This window comes from Spongiactinospora sp. 9N601, from assembly GCF_044326295.1.
Lineage (GTDB): Bacteria > Actinomycetota > Actinomycetes > Streptosporangiales > Streptosporangiaceae > Spongiactinospora > Spongiactinospora gelatinilytica.
This window is the reverse complement of the sequence record NZ_JBIRBB010000006.1, coordinates 281,104-301,154: the sequence shown is the minus strand read 5'-3', so window position 1 is coordinate 301,154 and position 20,051 is coordinate 281,104. Positions and strand designations below refer to the sequence as shown.

Annotated in this window: 18 protein-coding genes; 7 read left to right on the top strand and 11 right to left on the bottom strand. The window is 73.4% G+C overall.

Going from position 1 to position 20,051, the window contains the following annotated elements; genetic code table 11:
* Positions 1-30 precede the first annotated feature (30 nt).
* Positions 31-429, bottom strand: a complete 399-nt coding sequence (locus ACH34R_RS16370; RefSeq protein ID WP_397562270.1) for a PPOX class F420-dependent oxidoreductase — start codon at positions 427-429, stop codon at positions 31-33.
* Between the two features lie 109 nt (positions 430-538).
* Here ACH34R_RS16370 and ACH34R_RS16365 point away from each other — a divergent pair, with 109 nt between their 5' ends.
* Complete coding sequence (locus ACH34R_RS16365) at positions 539-1,105, top strand: hypothetical protein (RefSeq protein WP_111167477.1); 567 nt, start codon at positions 539-541, stop codon at positions 1,103-1,105.
* Here the strand turns inward: ACH34R_RS16365 and ACH34R_RS16360 are convergent.
* Complete coding sequence (locus ACH34R_RS16360) at positions 1,089-1,349, bottom strand: hypothetical protein (protein WP_397562269.1); 261 nt, start codon at positions 1,347-1,349, stop codon at positions 1,089-1,091. The genes ACH34R_RS16365 and ACH34R_RS16360 overlap by 17 nt on opposite strands.
* A 136-nt stretch (positions 1,350-1,485) precedes the next feature.
* On the opposite strand from ACH34R_RS16360, the gene ACH34R_RS16355 reads away from it, so the two are divergent.
* Positions 1,486-1,779, top strand: a complete 294-nt coding sequence (locus tag ACH34R_RS16355) for a HesB/IscA family protein (protein ID WP_397562268.1) — start codon at positions 1,486-1,488, stop codon at positions 1,777-1,779.
* Positions 1,780-1,804: 25 nt separating this feature from the next.
* On the opposite strand, the gene ACH34R_RS16350 is transcribed toward ACH34R_RS16355, so the two are convergent.
* Both ACH34R_RS16350 and ACH34R_RS16345 read right to left on the bottom strand, forming a co-directional pair.
* Positions 1,805-3,088: an MFS transporter gene (locus ACH34R_RS16350; protein ID WP_397562267.1), complete on the bottom strand. Its 1,284-nt coding sequence runs from the start codon at positions 3,086-3,088 to the stop codon at positions 1,805-1,807.
* 137 nt (positions 3,089-3,225) lie between these two features.
* The gene (locus ACH34R_RS16345) at positions 3,226-4,212 is read right to left on the bottom strand and encodes a zinc-binding dehydrogenase (protein WP_397562266.1); all 987 of its coding nucleotides are present in this window, start codon (positions 4,210-4,212) and stop codon (positions 3,226-3,228) included.
* A 321-nt stretch (positions 4,213-4,533) separates the two neighbouring features.
* On the opposite strand from ACH34R_RS16345, the gene tuf reads away from it, so the two are divergent.
* A complete protein-coding gene (tuf, locus tag ACH34R_RS16340) occupies positions 4,534-5,706 on the top strand; it encodes an elongation factor Tu (protein ID WP_397562265.1) in 1,173 nt (390 codons plus the stop codon).
* A gap of 109 nt (positions 5,707-5,815) precedes the next feature.
* Here tuf and ACH34R_RS16335 read toward each other — a convergent pair whose 3' ends face one another.
* From ACH34R_RS16335 to ACH34R_RS16325, 3 genes are read right to left on the bottom strand one after another with little or no spacing between them, the layout of a single operon-like run.
* Positions 5,816-6,745 (bottom strand): transglutaminase-like domain-containing protein, encoded by a 930-nt coding sequence (locus ACH34R_RS16335; protein WP_397562264.1) that lies wholly within the window; start codon positions 6,743-6,745, stop codon positions 5,816-5,818.
* 58 nt (positions 6,746-6,803) lie between these two features.
* Positions 6,804-7,205, bottom strand: a complete 402-nt coding sequence (locus ACH34R_RS16330) for a TIGR03668 family PPOX class F420-dependent oxidoreductase (RefSeq protein ID WP_397562263.1) — start codon at positions 7,203-7,205, stop codon at positions 6,804-6,806.
* Between the two features lie 2 nt (positions 7,206-7,207).
* The gene (locus ACH34R_RS16325) at positions 7,208-8,107 is read right to left on the bottom strand and encodes a TIGR03620 family F420-dependent LLM class oxidoreductase (protein ID WP_397562262.1); all 900 of its coding nucleotides are present in this window, start codon (positions 8,105-8,107) and stop codon (positions 7,208-7,210) included.
* A gap of 153 nt (positions 8,108-8,260) precedes the next feature.
* On the opposite strand from ACH34R_RS16325, the gene ACH34R_RS16320 reads away from it, so the two are divergent.
* On the top strand, positions 8,261-9,409 hold the full coding sequence (locus ACH34R_RS16320) for a DUF5925 domain-containing protein (protein WP_397562261.1): 1,149 nt from the start codon (positions 8,261-8,263) through the stop codon (positions 9,407-9,409).
* A 216-nt stretch (positions 9,410-9,625) separates the two neighbouring features.
* Complete coding sequence (locus ACH34R_RS16315; RefSeq protein WP_397562260.1) at positions 9,626-12,190, top strand: LuxR C-terminal-related transcriptional regulator; 2,565 nt, start codon at positions 9,626-9,628, stop codon at positions 12,188-12,190.
* 202 nt (positions 12,191-12,392) lie between these two features.
* Here ACH34R_RS16315 and ACH34R_RS16310 read toward each other — a convergent pair whose 3' ends face one another.
* A complete protein-coding gene (locus ACH34R_RS16310; protein ID WP_397562456.1) occupies positions 12,393-13,556 on the bottom strand; it encodes an MFS transporter in 1,164 nt (387 codons plus the stop codon).
* 144 nt (positions 13,557-13,700) lie between these two features.
* On the opposite strand from ACH34R_RS16310, the gene ACH34R_RS16305 reads away from it, so the two are divergent.
* The gene (locus tag ACH34R_RS16305; protein ID WP_397562259.1) at positions 13,701-14,327 is read left to right on the top strand and encodes an HNH endonuclease family protein; all 627 of its coding nucleotides are present in this window, start codon (positions 13,701-13,703) and stop codon (positions 14,325-14,327) included.
* A gap of 3 nt (positions 14,328-14,330) precedes the next feature.
* On the opposite strand, the gene ACH34R_RS16300 is transcribed toward ACH34R_RS16305, so the two are convergent.
* From ACH34R_RS16300 to ACH34R_RS16290, 3 genes are all read right to left on the bottom strand, one after another.
* Entirely contained in the window at positions 14,331-17,333 is a 3,003-nt protein-coding gene (locus ACH34R_RS16300; RefSeq protein WP_397562258.1) for an alpha-mannosidase, read from the bottom strand.
* 27 nt (positions 17,334-17,360) lie between these two features.
* Positions 17,361-18,395, bottom strand: coding sequence for an alpha/beta hydrolase-fold protein (locus ACH34R_RS16295; RefSeq protein WP_397562257.1), 1,035 nt, complete (start codon positions 18,393-18,395; stop codon positions 17,361-17,363).
* A 137-nt stretch (positions 18,396-18,532) separates the two neighbouring features.
* Positions 18,533-18,772 (bottom strand): hypothetical protein, encoded by a 240-nt coding sequence (locus ACH34R_RS16290; protein ID WP_146607333.1) that lies wholly within the window; start codon positions 18,770-18,772, stop codon positions 18,533-18,535.
* Positions 18,773-19,120: 348 nt separating this feature from the next.
* Between ACH34R_RS16290 and ACH34R_RS16285 the strand changes: the two genes are divergently transcribed.
* Positions 19,121-20,050 carry a phosphate/phosphite/phosphonate ABC transporter substrate-binding protein gene (locus ACH34R_RS16285; protein ID WP_397562256.1) on the top strand — a complete coding sequence of 310 codons (930 nt, stop codon included), beginning with the start codon at positions 19,121-19,123 and terminating at the stop codon, positions 20,048-20,050.
* The last annotated feature ends 1 nt before the right edge of the window (position 20,051 follow it).

Below are 20,051 nucleotides of genomic sequence, written 5' to 3'. Positions count from 1 at the left end.
GCGTCCCGGTACACCGGGACGCCCCCCAGGTCAGCGGCCGGGCTTGTAGAGCACGCGCTCGGGCCGGATCCGCACGTTGACCCGGCGGTCGCCCTCCTGCCTGGCGGGATAGGCGTCGACGCCGAGGTACTTCTTGGCGAGCAGGTCGAGGGTCTCCTCGGCGCCCTCCTCCTCCAGCAGGGCCGTGGCGGACACGCTCACCGCGTGATAGGGGTCGTCCGGGTCGAGCACACTGAGCGAGACCCGCGGGTCCTGGCGCAGGTGACGCTCCTTGGCCCGGCCGACGAGCGTGCTGACGAGGATGTCGTCACCGTCGAGGTAGGTCCACACGACGGTGCTGTGCAGCGACCCGTCGGGCCGTATGGTGGTCAGCCAGCCGCAGACCGGCCGGTCGATCAGCGCCTTCTCCGCGTCGCCGAGTTCGGCCACCGCTGCCTCCTTGCGATTCGGGGGTTTCTTGATCGGCCGAAACATATCGGCGCGTGCATCCATTCCGCACTCTGCCCACGATCGGGGCCGTCGGTTAAGGTGGCGTGCGATGGCCAAGCACACGATCACTGTCACCTGGGACGAGATCCCCGCCGACGCCGATCCGGACGCCCTGGTCGGCGGCGCGTTCCGCGGTTACCGCTGCGATTGCGGCCTGCCGCTGGACCGCCGGGTGACCGCCGAATTGCACGCGATGGAGAACGACATGTGCTCCACCTGCCTCGGCGCCGCCGAGGAGGTGGTGGTGCCCGGCTTCGCGCGTCCGTGTACGGCGTGCGCGAGCACCGGCAGGCGCGGCCCGCAACTCGTCTGGCAGGCCGCCTACGGCGAGGCCGAGCAAGTGATCACGATCGGCCTGCTGCGCCGGGTGGTGCGCGGCCTGCCCGAGCCGTTCGCGCTGTCGCGGGCGGCCGACGAGGTACGGGCGCTGCTCGGCCTGCCCCCGGGCCGGCTGCCGGTCGGCCCGCGGGTCCGTGACCTGCTCCAGCGGCTCGCCGAGGAGGGCGAGATCGCGCTGGCCTCGGCCCCCGACGAGCTGCTGCACGGCACGGAGGTGGTCCTGTACCGCGACCCGCTGTGGCGGCGGGTGCCGCCGCCGCTCAACGGGGCATCGTGAGCAGGCCGAGCGCGTCCTGCTCGCCGCGGCCCCTGATCACCTCGTTGATCGCCTCGGTCAGCTCCGGGCGCGTATAGGGGCCCATCGGGAGCTCGTTGAGGTGGGCCAGGATGGCGGCGGGCACGTGCAGATGCTCCGACGCCCTGCCGTACACCTCGCGGCGCGTCACCCGGTCGTGGTCGCGGAAGACCTCGTCCAGGACCCGCTGTAGTTCCTCCACCCCGGCGTGTCCCTGTTCGGTCATGTGATCCCCTCCGTAGGGCCGCGTACCCGGGAGGGCCCGCCCTATCCGCCCTCGCCCGGGTTTTTGGCCGCCACTTGGGTTTGACCCCGGCCTGCACGGAAAGCCGGACCGCAGGATCCGAGAGGAGGGGCATGCCGTGCTTGCACTCACCGACACGGCGGTGACCGCGATACGGGACCTGATGGTCGGCGAGGACCTGCCCGCGGACGCCGGGCTGCGCATCACCCTGAAATCGGGCGATGACGCGTCCTTGGAGCTGTCCCTGGCCAGCGCGCCCCGTCCGGGCGACCAGGTGATCGAGAAGTCGCAGGCCCGGGTCTTCCTCGACCCCGCGGCCGCCGAACTGCTGAGCGACCGTTCGCTGGACGCCGACGTGCCGCCGACCGGCCATCCCGTCTTCCGCCTCCCCCGCAGGTCCAGGGCCGGGTGAACCGGGGCGGCCGGGTCGCCCGAGGTCAGAGGTCGCGGTCGAGGGTCTCCGGGAGCGCCAGTACGCAGGCCAGGCTGAGCGCGGCCATCGCGGCCACGTAGATGCCGACGCCCGTGGTGCCGAGACCGCCCCGCTGCATGGCGGTCGCGACCAGCGGCGGCACCGCCCCGCCGAGCACGCCGCCGAGGCTGTAGGCGACCGACGCGCCGCTGTAGCGGAACTCGGTACGGAACAGCTCCGGCAAGAACGCGCCCATCGGCCCGAACGCCAGGCCCATCAGCCCGAGCGCGCCGGCCAGCGCGACCCCCGCCAGGACCACCGAACGGGTCTCCAGCAGCGGGAACATCACCAGCCCCCACACCACCGACAGGCCGGCGGCGCAGATGAGCACGCGCCGCCGCCCCAGCCGGTCCGACAGCGACGAGGAGACGATCGTCCCCGCGGCCATGAAGACCACGCCCAGCATGGTCAGCGCCAGCATCGTGGTGCGCGGGATGCCGAGGGTGGCGGTCGCGTACGACAGGCAGTAGGTGGTGGCGGTGTAGAACAGCGTGTAGGAGATCACCATGGCGCCCGCGCCGAGCAGGACCCGCCGCCACTGGTGGCGGATGAGCCCGGCGAACGGCACGCGGGCGATCCTGCGCTGGTCCATCGCGGCCTGGAACACGGGCGTCTCGGAGATCTTGAGCCGGACGTACAGGCCGATGAGGACCAGCAGCAGGCTGGCCACGAACGGCAGCCGCCAGCCCCAGCCCGCGAACTGCCCCTCGGTCAGCGTCGCGCCGAGGACGAGGAACAGGCCGTTGGCGGCGATGAACCCGACCGGCGGGCCGAGCTGGGGGAACATCGCGTACAGGCCGCGCCTGCCGGGCGGGGCGTGCTCGGTGGCCAGCAGCGCCGCGCCGCCCCACTCCCCGCCCAGCCCGACGCCCTGCATGAAGCGCAGCAGCACCAGCAGTGTGGGCGCGGCCACACCGATCGCCGCGTAGCCGGGCAGCAGGCCGATCGCCACCGTGGAAAGGCCCATCAGCAGCAGCGAGACGACCAGCATGGACTTTCGCCCGATCCGGTCGCCCCAGTGCCCGAAGACCGCCGAGCCGAGCGGCCGGGACAGGAAGGCCACCGCGAAGGTGGAGAACGCGGCCAGCGTGCCCGCCAGCGGGTCGAGCTGCGGGAAGAAGGCGGTGTTCAGCACCAGCGCGGCGGCGGTGCCGTAGATGTAGAAGTCGTAGAACTCGATCGCGGTGCCGATCAGGCTGGCGGCCGCGACCCTGGAACGGGCGGGCCGTCCGGCGAGGGGAAGGGTCATCCGTGTCTCACGAGAGCGTGCTGGGTCTGGGCTGTGAGCACGCTAGCACCCGTTGACAGGTGCTCTGACACCCTCTGACGGCTCTTGTCGTCATGTGGACACCGCGGCCCGATGCGGGCACCGCGGCCCGCGTCCGCTCAGGGGATCAGCACGACCTTGCCCATGGTCTGGCGGGTCTCCAGGGCGGCGTGCGCCTGCGCGGCGTCCTTCAGGGCGAACTCCTGCACGGACGGCGTCAGCGCGCCGGACCCGGCGGCGGCGAGCGCGCGCTCCTCCAGTTCCCGGATGCCGCCGGGGCGCTTCAGCAGCCGCGGGCCGATCGGGACGGCGGCGGTCAGGCCGCGCTCGTAGAGGGCCGTCGTGGTGATCTCCACCGGGCCGCCCGCCGTGTCGGACCAGCCGAACAGCATCAGCCTGCCACCGGGGGCGAGCAGGTCCATCGCGAACCGCCCGGCCTCGCCGCCGACGCCGTCGAGGGCCACGGTCGCGGCCAGGCCCGCGAGGGCCTGCCGTACGGTGTCCTGCCAGCCGGGGAGGGTGTAGTCGAAGGCGTGGTCCGCGCCCAGCTCCTTGGCCCTGGCCACCTTGGCGGGGCCGCCGGCGAGGGCCACGACGGTCGCGCCCGCGTTGCGGCCGGCCTGGACCAGCAGGCCGCCGATGCCGCCCGCGGCAGCCGTCACCACGGCGACGTCGCCCGCGGCCAGGGCTGCCGCCTCCAAGATGCCCATGGTGGTGCGCCCGGTGCCGATCATGGCCACCGCCCCGGCGAAGTCCACGCCGTCAGGCACCTCGTGTACGGCGGCCACGTCGCGTACCGCGAGTTCGGCGTACCCGCCGGGGACCATGCCCAGGTGGGCGACGACGCGGCGGCCGAGCCAGGACTCCGCGACGCCTTCACCGAGGGCGTCCACGACCCCCGCGACCTCCCGGCCCGGGATGGTCGGCAGTTCGGGCGCGGCCATCGGCCCATTGGCGGTGCCCGCCCTGATCATCGTGTCCACCAGGTGCACCCCCGCCGCCCGCACCGCGATACGCACCTGGCCGGGGCCGGGCACCGGGTCGGCGGCCTCCTCGTAGGTCAGGTTCTCCGCCGGTCCGAAGGCGTGCAGCCGGATCGCGCGCATGTCTTTCCACCCCTTTTGTCGTTGACCAGAGCCCACGATGCAACCTCAAGTCAGGTCGAGGTCAACCGCGCCGGGAAAACCGGTTGCCCCGGCGGGCCGGCGTAGCGGACGATGGGCGGCATGTTCCGGCACGCGCTGTTCCCGACGACGCCCGCACCCGCGGGCGCGCCGGCGCGTGCCTCGATGCCCTGCACCGCGGCGCTCCCCGGCGGCGTCGAGCGCTGACCCTTTCCCGGTCGTCCTTGGTGACCCGGCGGGGAAGGGTCGAGCGAGCGTGCGGGTCGCCATCTCAAGGCACCACCGGGCATCGAAGGAAGAACCATGGCCAAGCGGGCCTACACGCGCACCAAGCCGCATCTCAACATCGGCACGATGGGGCACGTGGACCACGGCAAGACCACGCTCACCGCGGCGATCACGAAGGTGCTCGCCGAGCGCGGCGGGGCGAAGTACGTGCCGTTCGAGCGGATCGACCGCACGCCGGAGGAGGCGGTGCGGGGCATCACCATCAACATCTCCCACGTCGAGTACGAGACGGCCGACCGGCACTACGCCCACGTGGACATGCCCGGCCACGCCGACTACGTGAAGAACATGATCACGGGGGCGGCGCAGCTCGACGGGGCGATCTTGGTCGTGTCCGGGCAGGACGGGATCATGCCGCAGACCCGCGAGCACGTGCTGCTCGCCCGCAGGGTCGGCGTCGAGCACGTCGTGGTCGCGCTCAACAAGGCCGACGGGGCCGACCCTGAGCTGCTCGACCTCGTCGAGCTGGAGCTGGGCGAGCTGCTGGCCGAGCACGGGTACCACGACGTGCCCATGGTCCGGGTCTCCGGGCTGCGGGCGCTGGCCGGGGACCCGGACTGGACGGCCTCGATCGAGTCGCTGCTGCGCGCGGTGGACGAGCACGTGCCGGTGCCGGTGCGCTACACCGACGCGCCGTTCCTGCTGCCGGTGGAGAACGTGCTCACCGTCACCGGGCGCGGCACGGTGGTGACCGGCGCCATCGAGCGCGGCACGGTCCGGGTGGGCGACACCGTCGAGGCGGTCGGCCTGGCCGACGGCTTCACCGCGGTGGTGACCGGGGTGGAGACGTTCGGCAAGACGATGGAGCGCGGCGAGGCGGGCGACAACGCGGCGGTGCTGCTGCGCGGGGTGCGCAGGGACCAGGTACGGCGCGGGCAGGTGCTCGCCGCGCCGGGGTCGCTGCGCGCGCACAGCCGGTTCAGGGCCAGGATCTACCTTCTGACGACCGCCGAGGGCGGACGCAGCACACCGATCGCGTCCGGCTACCGCCCGCAGTTCTACCTGCGCACCACCGACGTACCCGGCCGAGTGGAACTCGACGCGGACGGCCCCGCTCTCCCCGGCGACACGATCGAGGCCACCGTCGACCTCGCCAAGCCCGTGGCCCTGGAGACGGGCCTCACCTTCGCCGTACGCGAGGGCGGCCTCACCGTCGCCGCCGGCACGATCCTCACCCCCCTCGCCTGACCACATCCCGGGTGCCTGGAAAGTCCCGGGAAACCGGGTATGTGAGGCGTCCGGGATGGCCGGCATGTCCGCCTACGGGCCACGTGGCCCGTAGGCGGACATCGTCGGTTCAGGAGGGCAGGGTGGATGTTCGGTGATCCAGGTCGACGTCGGTGTGCTCTCCCGTCGGTGACAGGCAGATCACCTGGGTGCCCGGCCGCAAGCCTGCGTCGGTGGCGTAGCGGCGGGCCGGCTCGGACTCGGCGGCCGTGTCGCCCGCGTCGGCGGCCAGCAGCAGCGCGGCGATCTCGTCAATCGGCCCGGGGCCGCCCGGCATGTCCGGGCCCGTCATCCCCCAGGCGTCCCACAGCAGCAGTTCGTCGCCCTTGCGGTGCGCCAGTTCGTGGACGACCTGGTCGCGGACGAACCACTCACCGCCCATCGGCAGCGAGGGGTCCACGCCGCAGGTGCCCGCGTCCAGTTCGCCCGCGCGACAGGCCGTCCACGCCCGCGCGGCGGTCATGAAGCGCCACTCCTCGCCGGGGCCGAGCCCGCCGGGGACGTCGGCCGGGTCGAAGGGCCGGTCGGCCGCCGGATCGAGCTGGGCGTCGATCAGCACCCAGCGCTCCCCGTTCCAGTACTCGGCGACGACATGGTCGCAGTTCCATCTGGGGATCAGGTAGCTCGCCAGCCCCACCCGGCTGCGCGCCGGGACCCCCTGGTGCCGCAGCGCCGCCACCATGAGCAGGGTGAAGTCGCGGCAGCAGCCCGCCACCCGGTCCTCCGGGGCGCGCGGAGCGGTCAGCGGCCCCGGGTTGCGGCTCTGGTCGGCGGCCAGGATACGGTCCAGCCACCTGCCGTCGATCTCGGCCAGCCGGTCGGGGGCGAAGGACAGTCCGCTCGCCCGGTAGTGCACGAGGACGTTGCGTACCACGGCGGACAGTTCCGCGGGGTCGGTAGGCAGGCCGTCGAGCAGCGCCGCGTACGGGCCGGGATCGCTGTAGCGGGACTGCCGGGTGAACGGGTCGGACATGGCCTGGGCTCCCTTCTGCCGGGTCACCCGTGATCCTCGCTCACCGCGCCGGTCGGCGCACGGACGATTTCGCGGCCCCCGGGGCTCAGCCGGGCCAGCCTGACCAGTGGTCCACGGTGATCAGTACGGCGGGTCCGCGTGGAGGGTGGTCGCGGTACTGCGGGTACTTCTCGGCGAGCCATTCGGTCTCCGGGGCGCCGTCGTGGGCCACCCGGGCGTGTCCGTCGGCGCGCGCCCACCAAAGGCGGGTCCAGTCGCCGTCGTCGTAGTGGTCGGCCAGCAGGCACACCCGTGGGCGCGCCTCGATGTCGGTCAGCCTGCGCAGTGCCGTCGTGGTCTTGGGCTTGTGATCGACGGCGGTCACCACGAGGTCGCCGCGTACCGCGAACGTCACGGGGACCAGGCGCGGCGAGCCGTCCGGCCGGACGGTGGCCAGCCGTGCCACTCTGGCCGCGGCGAACAGCTCACGGGCGCGCCCCGGGTCCACGCTCAGCCCCCGGCGGGGCGTGGGGTGAGACCGAGGGCGGGGGCGAGTTCGGCGAGCTGCCCGCTCGCCTGGGCCAGGTCGGCGGACAGCGCCTGGACGGCGACGTGGTCGGCCCCGGCGTCGAGATGCGCGCGGACGCGGGCGGCCACGGTCTCGGCGTCGCCCCAGGCGACGATCGCGTCCACCAGGCGGTCGCTGCCGCCGCCCGCGAAGTCGTCGTCGCCGAAGCCGAGCCCGCGCAGGTTGTTCACGTAGTTGGGCAGGCCGAGGTAGAACGACACGTGGGCGCGCGCGGTGGCCCTGGCGGTGGCCGGGTCGGTTTCGAGCACCACCGCCTGCTCGGGGGCGAGCAGCCTGCCGGAGCCGAGCGCCGCGCGGGCCAGCGCCGTGTGCTCCACCGGCACGAAGTAGGGGTGGGCGCCCGCCGTACGCTCCCTGGCCAGCTCCAGCATCCGGGGACGCAGCGCGGCCAGCACGGTGGGCACCGGCGGGTCGGCGTGGAACTCCAGGTTCTCCCTGGCGGTCTCCATCGCCGAAAGGTAGCCGGCCGTGGCGGCCAGGGGATTCGCGTAGTCGTGGCCGCGGACGCTGACTTGGGGCTTGTGGCTGACGCCGACGCCCAGCAGGAACCGGCCGGGGTACGCCTCACCGAGCGCTTCCGCCCCGGCGGCCATGGTGGTGGCGTCGCGGACCCACAGGTTGGCGATACCGGTAGCGACCGGGACGCTCTCGGTGGCGGCGAGCAGGATCGCCGCGGAGGTGAACACCTCCCGGCTGCCCAGCGACTCGCCGAACCACAGCGCGCCGTACCCGAGCCGCTCGATCACAGTGGCGGCCTGCCGTACGGCGGGCAACGGGGCCCGCCCGAAGAGCTGCCAGACGCCGACACGCCCGATGTCCATGATCCTCCTCGCAGGGAACACGTGTTTGAGATCGAATGTACTCGCCGGACCTCTCTCGCCCCAGGAGGTTCCAGGAGCGGCGGGGAATCATCCGGGGAGGCCAGTGGCGGAAAACCCATCGACATGCGGCCGCCCGGCTCGGATCATTGACCCATGCCAGTCGTCAAGGAGGTCCGATTCACCCCGCCGCTCGAACGCGGCGGACCGCAGGAGGGGGCCACCGGCCTGCCGATGACCGTATGGCTGGATGACGGCGACTCGGCGCTCGATGTCATCGACGCGCTCGCTCTGTCGCCGTTCGCCACGGGGGCCCAGCCATGGTCGCGCTCTGCGACGGTGGAGCGCGTGCTGCCGGACGCGCCGCTGATGCCGTCCGGCGGGGCGGTGGTGCGCGCGGCGCACGAGGAGGACGGCCGCGACTCCCGCCTCATCGAGGGCGAGGGCTGGACGCTACGGGTGATCAGGTGGAAGGACCGCTCGGCGACCGTCCACGTCTCGGCGGTCAGCGAGGAGCTGGCCACGAGCGTGATCGCGGAGGCCGTACGCGACGCCGCGGCCGCCGCGCCCGAGGCGGCCCATGTGGAGATCGGCTTCTGGTGGCGCACCGAGCGCGGGGGGCGGCGCAGGGAGCGGCCGATCACCGCGATGCCGTGGGGGCGGATCAAGGACAACTACTCCCGCGCCGCGGGCGGCCGGCTGGACCGGCTGATGCGGCTCACCCGCGACGACGTGAACGGCCGGCTGCTCCTGCTGCACGGCGCGCCGGGCACCGGCAAGACCACGCTGCTGCGCAGCCTGGCCCGCGAGTGGCGGGACTGGTGCCAGGTCGACTGCGTGCTCGATCCGGAGCGGCTGTTCCACGACCCCGGGTACCTGATGGAGGTCGCCATCGGCTTCGGCGAGCCGGGTGACGGGCCCTCGGGCGAGGAGACCAAGTGGCGGCTGCTCGTCCTGGAAGACTGCGACGAGCTGATCAGGGCGGGCGCCAAGGCGGCGAGCGGGCAGGGGTTGTCGCGCCTGCTCAATCTGACCGACGGGCTGCTCGGCCAGGGCCGTGACGTGCTGGTCGCGATCACCACTAACGAAGACCTGTCCCGGCTGCACCCGGCCGTGGTCCGCCCGGGGCGCTGCCTGGCCCGCATCGAGGTCGGCCCGTTGCCCCGCGAGGAGGCGGCGGCCTGGCTCGGCACCGACCAGGGCATCGGCCCGGACGGCGCCACCCTCGCCGAGCTCTACGCCCTGCGCTCGGGCCAGACCATGCCGTCCCCCACCCCCCAGGAATCCACCGGCCTCTACCTGTAACCCCGCACCGACGAGCCGACCGGACCGCCCGCGATCCCGGCGCCGCGGCGGAGCGTGGCCTCCCGCGCCGGAGGTGGGTGGGGGTGCCACCATGCGACCCGCGCCATCCGGCGGCCCCGGGGTCGGATGGGCACAGGTCGCATGGTGGCTGAGGCTGGAAGATCGGCGGGGTGCATACCCTCGCATGTGTCTTGGTCCTCACATAGCCTTTCAAGGGTGGTGAACCCGTGGCCGTTCGCCGGCCGTACCGAGGTGGTGGCGCGGATCGGGTCGGTGGAGGGCGGGCTGGTGGTGGCCGGGCCGCCGGGCGTGGGTAAGAGCCGGCTCATCGCGCGGGCCGTGCGCGGGCTGCCCGGGGTGGCCTGGGTGCGCGGCAGCGAGGCGGTGCGGCGGATCCCGCTGGGGGCCTTCGCCCCGCTTCTGCCCGCCGCGCAGCCGCCCGCCGACGGCCCGCTCCGCTGGGCCGCCGCCACGATCACCGCGCCCGTGCTGGTGGCCGACGACGCGCACCTGCTCGACCCGGCCTCGGCCGCGCTGGTCCATCGGATCGCGGCGAACGGCAGGACCCGTGTGATCGCGACCGTCCGCGCCGATGTCGAGCCCCCCGACCCCGTCCTCGCACTGTGGAAGGACGACCTGCTGCCGCGCATGGACCTCGCCCCGCTGTCCCCCCGCGAGAGCGCGGACCTGCTCGCGGCCGGGCTGGACGGGCCGGTCGAGCCGGCCACCGCCGCCCTGCTGTGCCGCGCCGCCCAGGGCAATCCGCTCCACCTGACCGAGCTGACCTTGTCCCGGCGGCTCGCCCGCGTTCGCGGCGAGTGGCGCTGGCACGGCCCCGAGCCCGTGCCCGGCGCGCTCGGCGAGCTCGTCGCCGAGCGGATCGCCGGGCTGCGGGAGGCCGAACGGACCGCACTGGAGCTCGTCGCGTACGGCGAGCCGGTGGGCGCCGGGCTGCTGGCCGGGATGACCGGCGGCCGGGTGGCCCTTGAGCGGTTGATCGAGCGGCGGCTGGTCGTCGTGCGCCGTGAGGGCCGCAGGATCCAGGTCCGCCTGGCCCATCCGCTGTACGGGGAGGTCGCGCGCGCCCGGTGCGCCGCCCCGCTCGCCCGGCAGCGGGCCGGCGCGCTGGCCGAGGCCGTCACGGCGCTCGGCTCCAAACGGCGCGAGGACGTGCTGAAGGTCGCCCTCTGGCGGCTGGACGGCGGGGTGCCCGGCGATCCGGCGCTGCTGCTGGCCGCCTGCGACCTCGCCAGGTCCATGCGCGATCTGGACCTCGCCGAGCGCCTGGCCAGGGCGGCGGTGGACGCCGGCGCGGTACGCGCGCTGCCCAAGCTGGGCGCGGTGCTGGCCGGCCGCGACCGCCACCAGGAGGCCGAGGAGATCTACGCCGCCGCGTGGGAGCGCGACCTGGACGATTCCACCAGGGCCGACTGCGGCCTGATGCGGGCGCTGAACCTCGTCTGGGGCATCGGCCGGATCGACCAGGCCCGCGCCCTGCTGCGCGAGATCCCGCTCCCGGCCGGTGACGTGGCCACCCACCAGAGCGTGATGGCGATGCGCGCGTCGCTGGAGAGCGCCGCGGGCGACGTACGCGCCGCACGCGCGCTGCTGGCCCGGGCGCGTGAGCTGGGCCCGCTGGGGCCACGGGCGCTGCGCGGCAACGGCACCACCGAGGCGGCCATCCTGCTCGGCGAGGGCCGGGCCACCGCGTGCCTGGCGATGGTGGACGCCACGCTCGCGGTGCTGGCCGAGGAACCCGACGCGCGGCCGGGCCTGAGTTCGGCGCTGGCGGACACGGCGGTACAGGCCGCGCTGCTCACCGGCGACCTGGACGCCGCCGAACGCCTCACCCGCGAGGGAGCCGAGCCGGGCGCCGGCTTCGGGCCCTGGCAGCGGCCCCCGCCGCAGTTCGGCTCGCGCCGGGCGCAGATCCTGCGGCTGCGCGGCCGGGTGGCCGACGCGGTGGACGCCTCCGCCGATGCCGTGTCCAACCTGCCCCCGCGCGGCCTGCTGGCCGGGCAGTGCCTGAGCGAGCTGGCGCATGCGCACGCGTTGCTCGGTGACGCCCGCGCGGCCACCGACACGCTGGAGCTGGCCGAGCGGATCACCCTGCCCATCGGCCCGCACGTGGTGTTCCCGCTGCGCGCGGCCCGGGTGTGGACGCTCGCCGCGCGCGGCGACGTACCGGGGGCGATCGCGGCGGCGCTCCGGCTCGCCGAATCGACCCTGCGGTGTTACGCGCCGTTCGCGCTGCACGACGTGGTCCGGCTGGGCCACGGCGAGCTGGTCGCCGAACGGCTGGCGGCCCTGGAGGTGGACGGCCCGCTGGCCGCGCTGTTCGTCCGGCACGCCGCGGCCACCACCGGCCGCGACCTCGACGCGGTGTCCGCCGCGTTCGAGGAGCTCGGCATGCTGCTGCACGCGGCCGAGGCGGCGGCGCAGGCGGCGGCCCGCCACCGCGACGCGGGCGCGCGCCGCGCCGCGCGTACCTCGGCCACCAGGGCGGGCGCCCTGGCCCGGCGCTGCCAGGGAGCCCGCACCCCCGCGCTCGCCGGCCTGGAACTCCCCGAGCTGACCCCGCGGCAGCGGCAGATCGCCGAACTCGCCGCCCAGGGCCTGACCAACAGGGAGATCGCCGAACGCCTGGTGGTGTCGGTCCGGACGGTCGCCAACACGCTGTGCGCGGTCTACGACCGCACGGGCGTCAACGACCGCACCGCCCTTGCCGAACTCCTCGGCACGGCGGCGGGGGCGACCGCCCGCCCCCCGCTCGCCACCTGACAAGCCCGCCGGGCCACCTCACCGCGAGAGCGATCGGCAGGTACGGCACCGCGCCCCCCTCAGCACGGCGGCAGGAGCGGCCACGCGCCACCTGACCACCTCACCGCGAAGCCCGCCGCAAACCCGAGAGCGATCAGCAGGTACAGCACCGCCGCCACCACGAACCCCTCGGCACGGCGGCGGCGACCGCGCCCCGCTCGCCTCACCGCGGGATCCGCCGCAGCCCGAGGGCGATCAGCAGGTACGGCACCGCCGCCGCCGCGAAGATCTGCCACGGCGGGGCCCATGCCGATCCCGCGCCGTAGGCGGCGAAGAGCAGTACCGCCACCACCTCCGAGCCGAATCCCGCCGCCGAGGTGATCGTCGCGCGGTAGCGGTCGCCGACCTGCTCCTGCAACCGGGCGTCGGCCGCCGCCATGGCCCACCGGAACCCGCCGAAGGCCACGCCGACCAGCGCGAATCCGGCCGGTCCCGTGGCCGCGCCGACCGCCAGGCAGACGGCGGCCAGGGCCAGCACGGGTGTCAGCCATCGGGTGCCGCGCCCGGCCAGCCAGCCCCCGGCCACCGCCCCGACGTCGGTCACCAGCACCAGCAGGGGCACTGCGGCGAGCGCCACCCCGGTTCCGGCGGCGAGCATCGGCAGGTACTCGTCGATGGCGGTGACGCCGGTGAGCAGGGAGGCGAGCAGGAGGGTGAGGCGCAGCGCGGGGGCCCGCCGTACCGCGGCGAGGGCGTCGCGCAGCAACGCACGGGCGCCGCCCTGCCCGCCTGCGGAATCCGCAGGGTCCGCAGAATCGGCAGTGTCCGCGTCCTGGCCCGGTGAGGCCCTGGTCTCGGGGAGCGCCATGCCCGCGACCGCGCCCAGCAGGCACACCGCGATGCTCGCCGCCCCCAGCGCCGGATGGCCGCCCCAGGCGAGGACCGGCGCGGCCAGCGCGCTCGCCGCGAGCATCGCGGTGGACCCCATGGCGCGGGCACGCCCGATCACCCTGGCGTAGGAGCCCGCACGGCCGATGCGCGCCAGCTCCTCATAGACCAGGGCCTCCCAGGCACCCGAGGTCAGCGCGGTGCCCGCGCCCCACAGCACGAAGCCCGCCGCGAACGACGGATAGCCGGGCAGGAAGGTCCACAGCGCGTAACCCGCGCCGGTGACGATCGGCGAGATGACCAGCAGCAGCCTGCGTGAGAAGAGGTCGGCCAGCAGCCCGGACGGAACCTCGAACGCGAAGGAGGCGACGGACCAGATCACGAACAGCGTGGAGATCTGGGCGGCCGACAAACCGGTCTCGGCGAACAGCAGCGCATAGACCGGATAGAGCAGGATGAAGTCATCAAGAAACGCGTAGGCGTAGAGCCGACGCGTCAGCCGGTGTTCAGGTGAAGATCAATGTCGCCAGGTCATGCCCGGCACCTTACACCATCCAGGCGCGGCCAAGGGACGGCAAGGAGAGCCCCGGGGGCGGTGTGGGACCGCCGTCGCCCGTGCCGGTGATCTCTACCGTCACCGCGCGTGAAACACTCCAGAGCGCTTGCCGCAACCGCGTCCGCGATCACGTTCGTCCTGCTCGGCGCCCTTCCCGCCGCCGCCTCTCCGCCTCCGCCACCGCCGGTCACCGCCGCCCTGACCAACCTGGAGGCGCTGCCCATCGCCCCGCCCGGCAGCAGCGCCGGCTATGACCGGGAGCTGTTCCCGCACTGGACCACGGTGTCGGGGACCTGCGACACCCGCGAGACGGTACTGCGGCGGGACGGCGATCAGGTGACCACCGACGCCGCCTGCCGCGCCGTCTCCGGGAGCTGGTTCTCCCCCTATGACGGGATCACCTGGACGCGCGCCTCCGACATCGACATCGACCACATGGTGCCGCTGTCGGAGGCGTGGAAGTCCGGCGCGTCCCAGTGGACCACCGAGCGCCGCAGGGCGTTCGCCAACGACCTCGCCTCCAGCCAGCTCTGGGCCGTCACCGACAACGTCAACCAGGCCAAGGGCGACAAGGACCCGGCGCTCTGGCGCCCGCCGCTGGCGAGCTTCCAGTGCACCTACGCCCGCTCATGGGTGGACGTGAAGTTCAGGTGGGGGCTCGCGGTGGACGACGCGGAGAAGACCGCGCTGGCCGAGATGCTCGCGACCTGCTGACCGTCACCCCCGCCGTAGCCGGAGCGTGACGATCTCGAACGGCCGCAGCCGCAGCTCATCGTCGGGCGCGGCCGGGCGGCGCCCGCCCGCGAGCGGCCGTTCGAGCAGGTCGGTCTCGATCGTCTCGGCCACCGGTACGGCGCAGCTCAGCCGTACCGACGCGCGCCCGCCCAGGCACTCGTACAGGCGCACCACCAGGTCGCCGGAGCGGTCGTCGGCGAGCTTGACCGCCTCCACGACCACGCCCTCGCCCTCCAGGGACACCAGCGGGCGCACGCCGTGCGCCCCCCGCACGGTGCGCGGCGGCAGGTTGAGGTCGTAGCCCTCGCGCACCGCGTCTCCGATGGCCGCGCCGGGCGCGATGGCGTACCGGAACCGGTGCATGCCCTGGTCGGTCTGCGGATCGGGGAAACGGGGGGCGCGCAGCAGCGAAAGCCGTACCGTGGTGGCGGTGCCGCCGCCCGGCGTGGGCCGGCGGGTGACGTCGTGGCCGTAGGTGGAGTCGTTGACCACGGCGACGCCGTAGCCCGGCTCGCCGACGTGCAGCCAGCGGTGCGCGCAGATCTCGAACTTCGCGGCGTCCCAGGAGGTGTTGGCGTGCGCGGGCCGGTACACGTGCCCGTACTGGATCTCCGCGGCCGAGCGGTCGGCCCGCACGTCGATCGGGAAGGCCGCCTTGAGGATGCGCTCGCGCTCCCCCCAGTCGACCTCGGTCTCGATGTCGAGGCGGCGCGCGCCGGGCAGCAGGCGCAGCGTCTGGCGCACCCGGGAGGAGCCGAAGGCGCGCACCACGCGCACGGCGGTGGCGTCGTCGGCGGCGACCTCCTCGGCCGCCACCAGGTCGGTCACCGTGTTGCGGTAGTAGCCCTCCACGTCCCAGGCGTCCCAGCTGATGGGCAGGTCCTTGTGGAGCTGGAGCAGGTTGCCCCGGGCGCCGGGGGGCAGCACCTCGCGGCCGGCGGTGAGGTCGCGCAGCGAGGTGATCAGCCCGTCGCCGTCCACGGTGACCCGCAGCAGCCCGTTGTCCATGACGAACTCGCCGTCGGCGATGGTCATGACGGTCGTGCTCGCGTCGGCCTCGGGGGCGCGGGTGGCGCCGAACGCGGGCACCCCGCCCCGAGCGTACGGCGAGCCGTTGAACACCACGGGCCGCTCGCCCCGGCCCGCCAGCGCCTGCTGCGCCTGCTGGATGATCTCCTCCAGCTCGGCGCCGATCTCGGCGTAGGCCGCCTCGGCCTCGCGGTGGACCCAGGCGATCGAACTGCCCGGCAGGATGTCGTGGAACTGGTTGAGCAGCACCCTTTTCCAGAGCCGGTCCAGCTCGTCGTAGGGGTAGCCGGCGAGCCCGGCGACGGCGGCGGTGGCCGACCACAGCTCGGCCTCGCGCAGCAGGTGCTCGCTGCGCCGGTTGCCCTGTTTGGTACGGGCCTGGCTGGTGTAGGTGCCGCGGTGCAGCTCAAGGTACAACTCCCCTACCCACACCGGCGGGTCGGGGTATTCGGCGGCGGCGGCCTCGAAGAACTCCACCGGCGTCTCCATCCGCACCTGCGGGGAGCCCTCCAGGTCCGCCGTACGGCGGGCGCGCGCCACCATCTCCCTGGTCGGCCCGCCGCCCCCGTCGCCCCACCCGAACGGCACCAGCGAGCGGGTGCCGCGCCCCTTCTCCGCGTAGTTGCGCGAGGCGTGGGCCAGTTCCTCGGCGGACAGCTCGGCGTTGTAGGTGTCGACCGGCGGGAAGTGGGTGAAGATCCGCGTGCCGTCGATGCCCTCCCACCAGAAGGTGTGGTGCGGGAACCGGTTGGTCTGGTTCCAGGAGATCTTCTGGGTGAGGAACCACCGCGACCCGGACAGCTTGATGATCTGCGGGAGCGCCGCCGAGTAGCCGAAGGAGTCGGGCAGCCACACGTCCACGGTCTCGATGCCGAACTCCTCGGCGTAGAACCGCTTGCCGTGCACGAACTGGCGGGCCATCGCCTCGCCGCCGGGCATGTTGGTGTCAGGTTCCACCCACATGCCGCCGGTCGGGACGAACTGCCCGCCGGCGACGAACCGTTTGACCCGTTCGTAGACGGCGGGGTGGTGCTCCTTGAGCCAGGCGAGCTGCTGGGCCTGCGACATGGCGAAGCGGAAGCCGGGCTCGGCGTCCATCAGGTGGGTGACGTTGGCCGTGGTCCTGGCGACCTTGCGTACGGTCTCGCGCAGCGGCCACAGCCAGGCCGAGTCGATGTGGGCATGCCCGACGGCGGAGATCCGGTGCGCGCTGGCCTGGGCGGGGGCGGCGAGCACGCCGGCCAGGCGGGCGCGGGCCTCCGCCGCCGTGCTCCCGACGTCGAGCGGGTCGAGGACGTCCAGCGCGCGCTCCAGGGCGCGCAGGATCTCGTGGCGGCGCGGCTCGTGCGCGCCGAGCTGGTGCATGAGCTGGTCAAGGACCTCCATGTCCTGGACCAGCTCCCAGACCTCGCGGTCGAGGACCGCGAGGTCCATCCGCAGGAGCCGGTAGAGCGGGGCGGTGCCCGCGGTCTCCTTGTCGCCGAGCGGCGTCGGCACGCCGATCGGGTGGATGATCGGGTTGGCCGCCGCCTCGACCCAGAAGAAGACGTCCTCGCCGCCCGCCGCGGGGGCGGCCACGGGCAGCCAGGCGTTGCGCGGGTTGATGCCCTTCACCGGGCGGCCGTCGGCGGTGTAGGCCAGCGCCTCGCACAGGAACCCGGTGCGCTCGATGACGAAGCCGATGTCGATGACCGCCTCGACCGTCTCCCCCGCCCACTCCGGCGGCACCCGGCCCGACAGCCGGAACCAGCTCGTGCCCCAGGGCGGGCCCCACGCCTCGCCGATTCGCGCCGGGCGGTAGTCCTGCCGGACGGCGTACTCGAAGGGGACCGGCTCGCCTGGAGCGTGCCACACCTGGACGTCGAGCGGGACGGCGCGCCCGTAAACCGCCGGGCGAACGCGTTCGCGCAGCACGCGGTCCAAACGCGCCTCGGCGAGCTGGCGGTCATCATGCATGCGAGGTCTCCTTCGCAGGGGGGCTGATCAGGTGGCGAGGCGTTCGCACAGCCAGGCCAGGGCGAGCGGGTAGCGGTACTCGATGCCGGCGTGCCCGGCGTCGAACAACTCGAAGTGGACGCGTTCGCCGGGCACACCGGCCGCCTGCACGGCGCGGCGGAAGGCCACCGCGCCGAAGTCGAGGTAGTACTCGTCGCCGTCGCCGGCGTCGATCCAGATCGCGCGCATCGACCGCAGCGCCTCGGCGTGCGCGGGCCGGGCGGCCATCAGCACCGGGTCGTGGGCCAGCCAGCGCTCCCACACAGCGGGCACGACCGCGCCGGTGTCGTCGAAGGGGATGCGCACGGTGCCGTCGCCGTCGGCGGAGTAGGCCGCCGCGTAGGCGTAGATCTCCATCAGCTCCAGGTCGCCCGGCCTGGTGCCGGCGATCCTGCTCCTGAAGTCGGCCAGGAAGCCGGGGTAGGACCCGTCGTGGTGGTCGCGCAGCAGCCGGGCGCGGGCCGGGAACGCGGGCCGGTAGGCGACCTCGAAGAGCGCGTCGCCCGCGTGGGTGGCGAGCGCGCCGAACACGCCGGGGCGCAGCATGGGGGTGACCATGGCCGCGTAGCCGCCGCTGGACTTGCCGGTGATGGCCCGGTGGTCGCGGCTCGCCAGGGTGCGGTACCTGGCGTCCACCCACGGCACGATCTCGTCGCACAGGTAGGAGTGGTAGCGCCCGGTGGCGGGCGAGTCGAGGTACTGGCTGCCGCCGTAGGAGGTCCACGCGTCGAGGTAGACCACGATCGCGGGCGGGGCCCGCCTCTCGGCGAACACGGCGTCGGCCAGCTCGGGATAGGAGCGGCGGAACGGCACGTGGTTCAGCCACATGCCGACCTGGCCCGTGTAGCCCTGGGTGACGTAGACGGCCGGATAGCGCCGCCGCGGCTCGTCGTCGTAGCCGGGCGGCACGTAGACGAGCAGCGGCCTGCGGTGCGGGTCGCCGAGCGGGTTGCCGCGCAGCAGCGCGCTGTCGATGACGTGGTGGTCGAGGCGACCCGCGAGTTCGGCGGACCAGGGCGGCATGGCGCTTGCTCTCCAATCGGGGGCCGGACGGCGGGCGACGAAGGCGATGTACCCTCATGGCCGGCCCGTCCCCCGCACGCGGAGGGAAGGAGTCGCTACCCCTGGCTCCTCATCGACCTCACCGGTCGTCTAGCGCCTCACCACTCCTCGACCGGCAGCTCGACCTCGTTGCCCGGGTCGAAGACCACGACGCCGTCGCCGAGCCGCACCACGTGCACGTTGCGCGCCATGCCGCGGCCGTACGCGCGGCGGGCGGCCTCTCGCGCCCAGTCGGCGAAGTGGTAGCCATCGCTCTCCACTCCGCCGCCGGGAAGCTCCCAGCGCACCTCGAAGCGGTTCGGCGGCCACGCCGGAGCCAGTGGCGGGTGCTGTGGCATGAGTTCCATCCCCCTGTGCTGCTCTCTCTCCTCCCGCCCGCCCGCGCTTTGCCAGGACGCGGGCACCGGCTGGAGCCCCGATGACGAAAGTCGAGGCTAGCCTCCCCGGTTACGGCTGACCAGAACCACCCCTCCCCTTAGGCCACTCCAGCAGCACCTGACAAACGGTCAGATCCTGTCCTATAGGGGGCGTCACCAGGATTTAACCGGCCCGTTCATGCGCCGTCAGTTTCCCCTGAAGGTCTCCTCCACTTGCACCTGCACGGTTGTAGTCAGCCAAAACGACAAAAGCTGATAACAACCCCCAAACCCCCGCAAAGTACACCGAGCACGTATCGGAGCCTGAACATGTCACGTCGCGCGCTGTGCGCCGCGTCACTGGGTGTCGCCGTCGCCGCCGCCCTGTCCGCCTGCTCCTCGTCCACCGCAGGGGCCGAGAGCGGCGAGGAGCTGACGTTCGCCGCCATCCCCGCCGAGCAGAACGCCGACCCGGTCGTCGACTACGCCAACGTCATCAAGCTGATCGAGAAGAACACCGGCAGGAAGGTGAAGTTCGTCCGCTCCACCGACTACAACGCGGTGATCGAGGGCACCGTCTCCGGCAAGATCGACATCGCGGAGTTCGGCCCGCTCTCCTACGTGCTCGCCCGGAACAACGGCGCCAAGATCACCCCGATCGCGTCCACGGTCACCGAGGGGCAGCCGCCCACCTATGTGAGCTACGCGGTCGTCAAGGCCGGCAGCCCGATCAAGGGCCTGGCCGGGCTCAAGGGCAAGAAGGTGTGCTTCGTCGATCCCGGCTCCACGTCGGGCTACCTGTTCCCCGCCGCCGCGCTGGTGGGCGCGGGCATCGACCCCAAGACCGGCGTCTCCCCCGTGATGGCGGGCGGCCACGACAACAGCGTCACCTCCGTGACCGGGGGCACCTGCGACGCGGGCTTCGCCTACGACCAGATGGTGGACAAGCTGCTGGTGGAGAAGGGCAAGATCAAGCAGGGCGACGTGAAGGTCGTCTGGAAGTCCGAGCCCATCCCCAACTCCCCGATCGCCATCAGCGACGCGCTGCCCGCCGACATCAAGACCAAGCTGGCCGACACCTTCGTCAAGGACGCCAACAAGGACCGCATGGTCGCGCTCGGCATCTGCGCCGACGCCGGTGCCTGCAAGGTCACCTCCGACGGCGAGGTGTGGGGCTTCGGCGCGGTGAACGACGCCACCTTCGACCCGATTCGCACGGTCTGCGCGGCGACCAAGCATGACAAGTGCTCGGAGGCGTAGC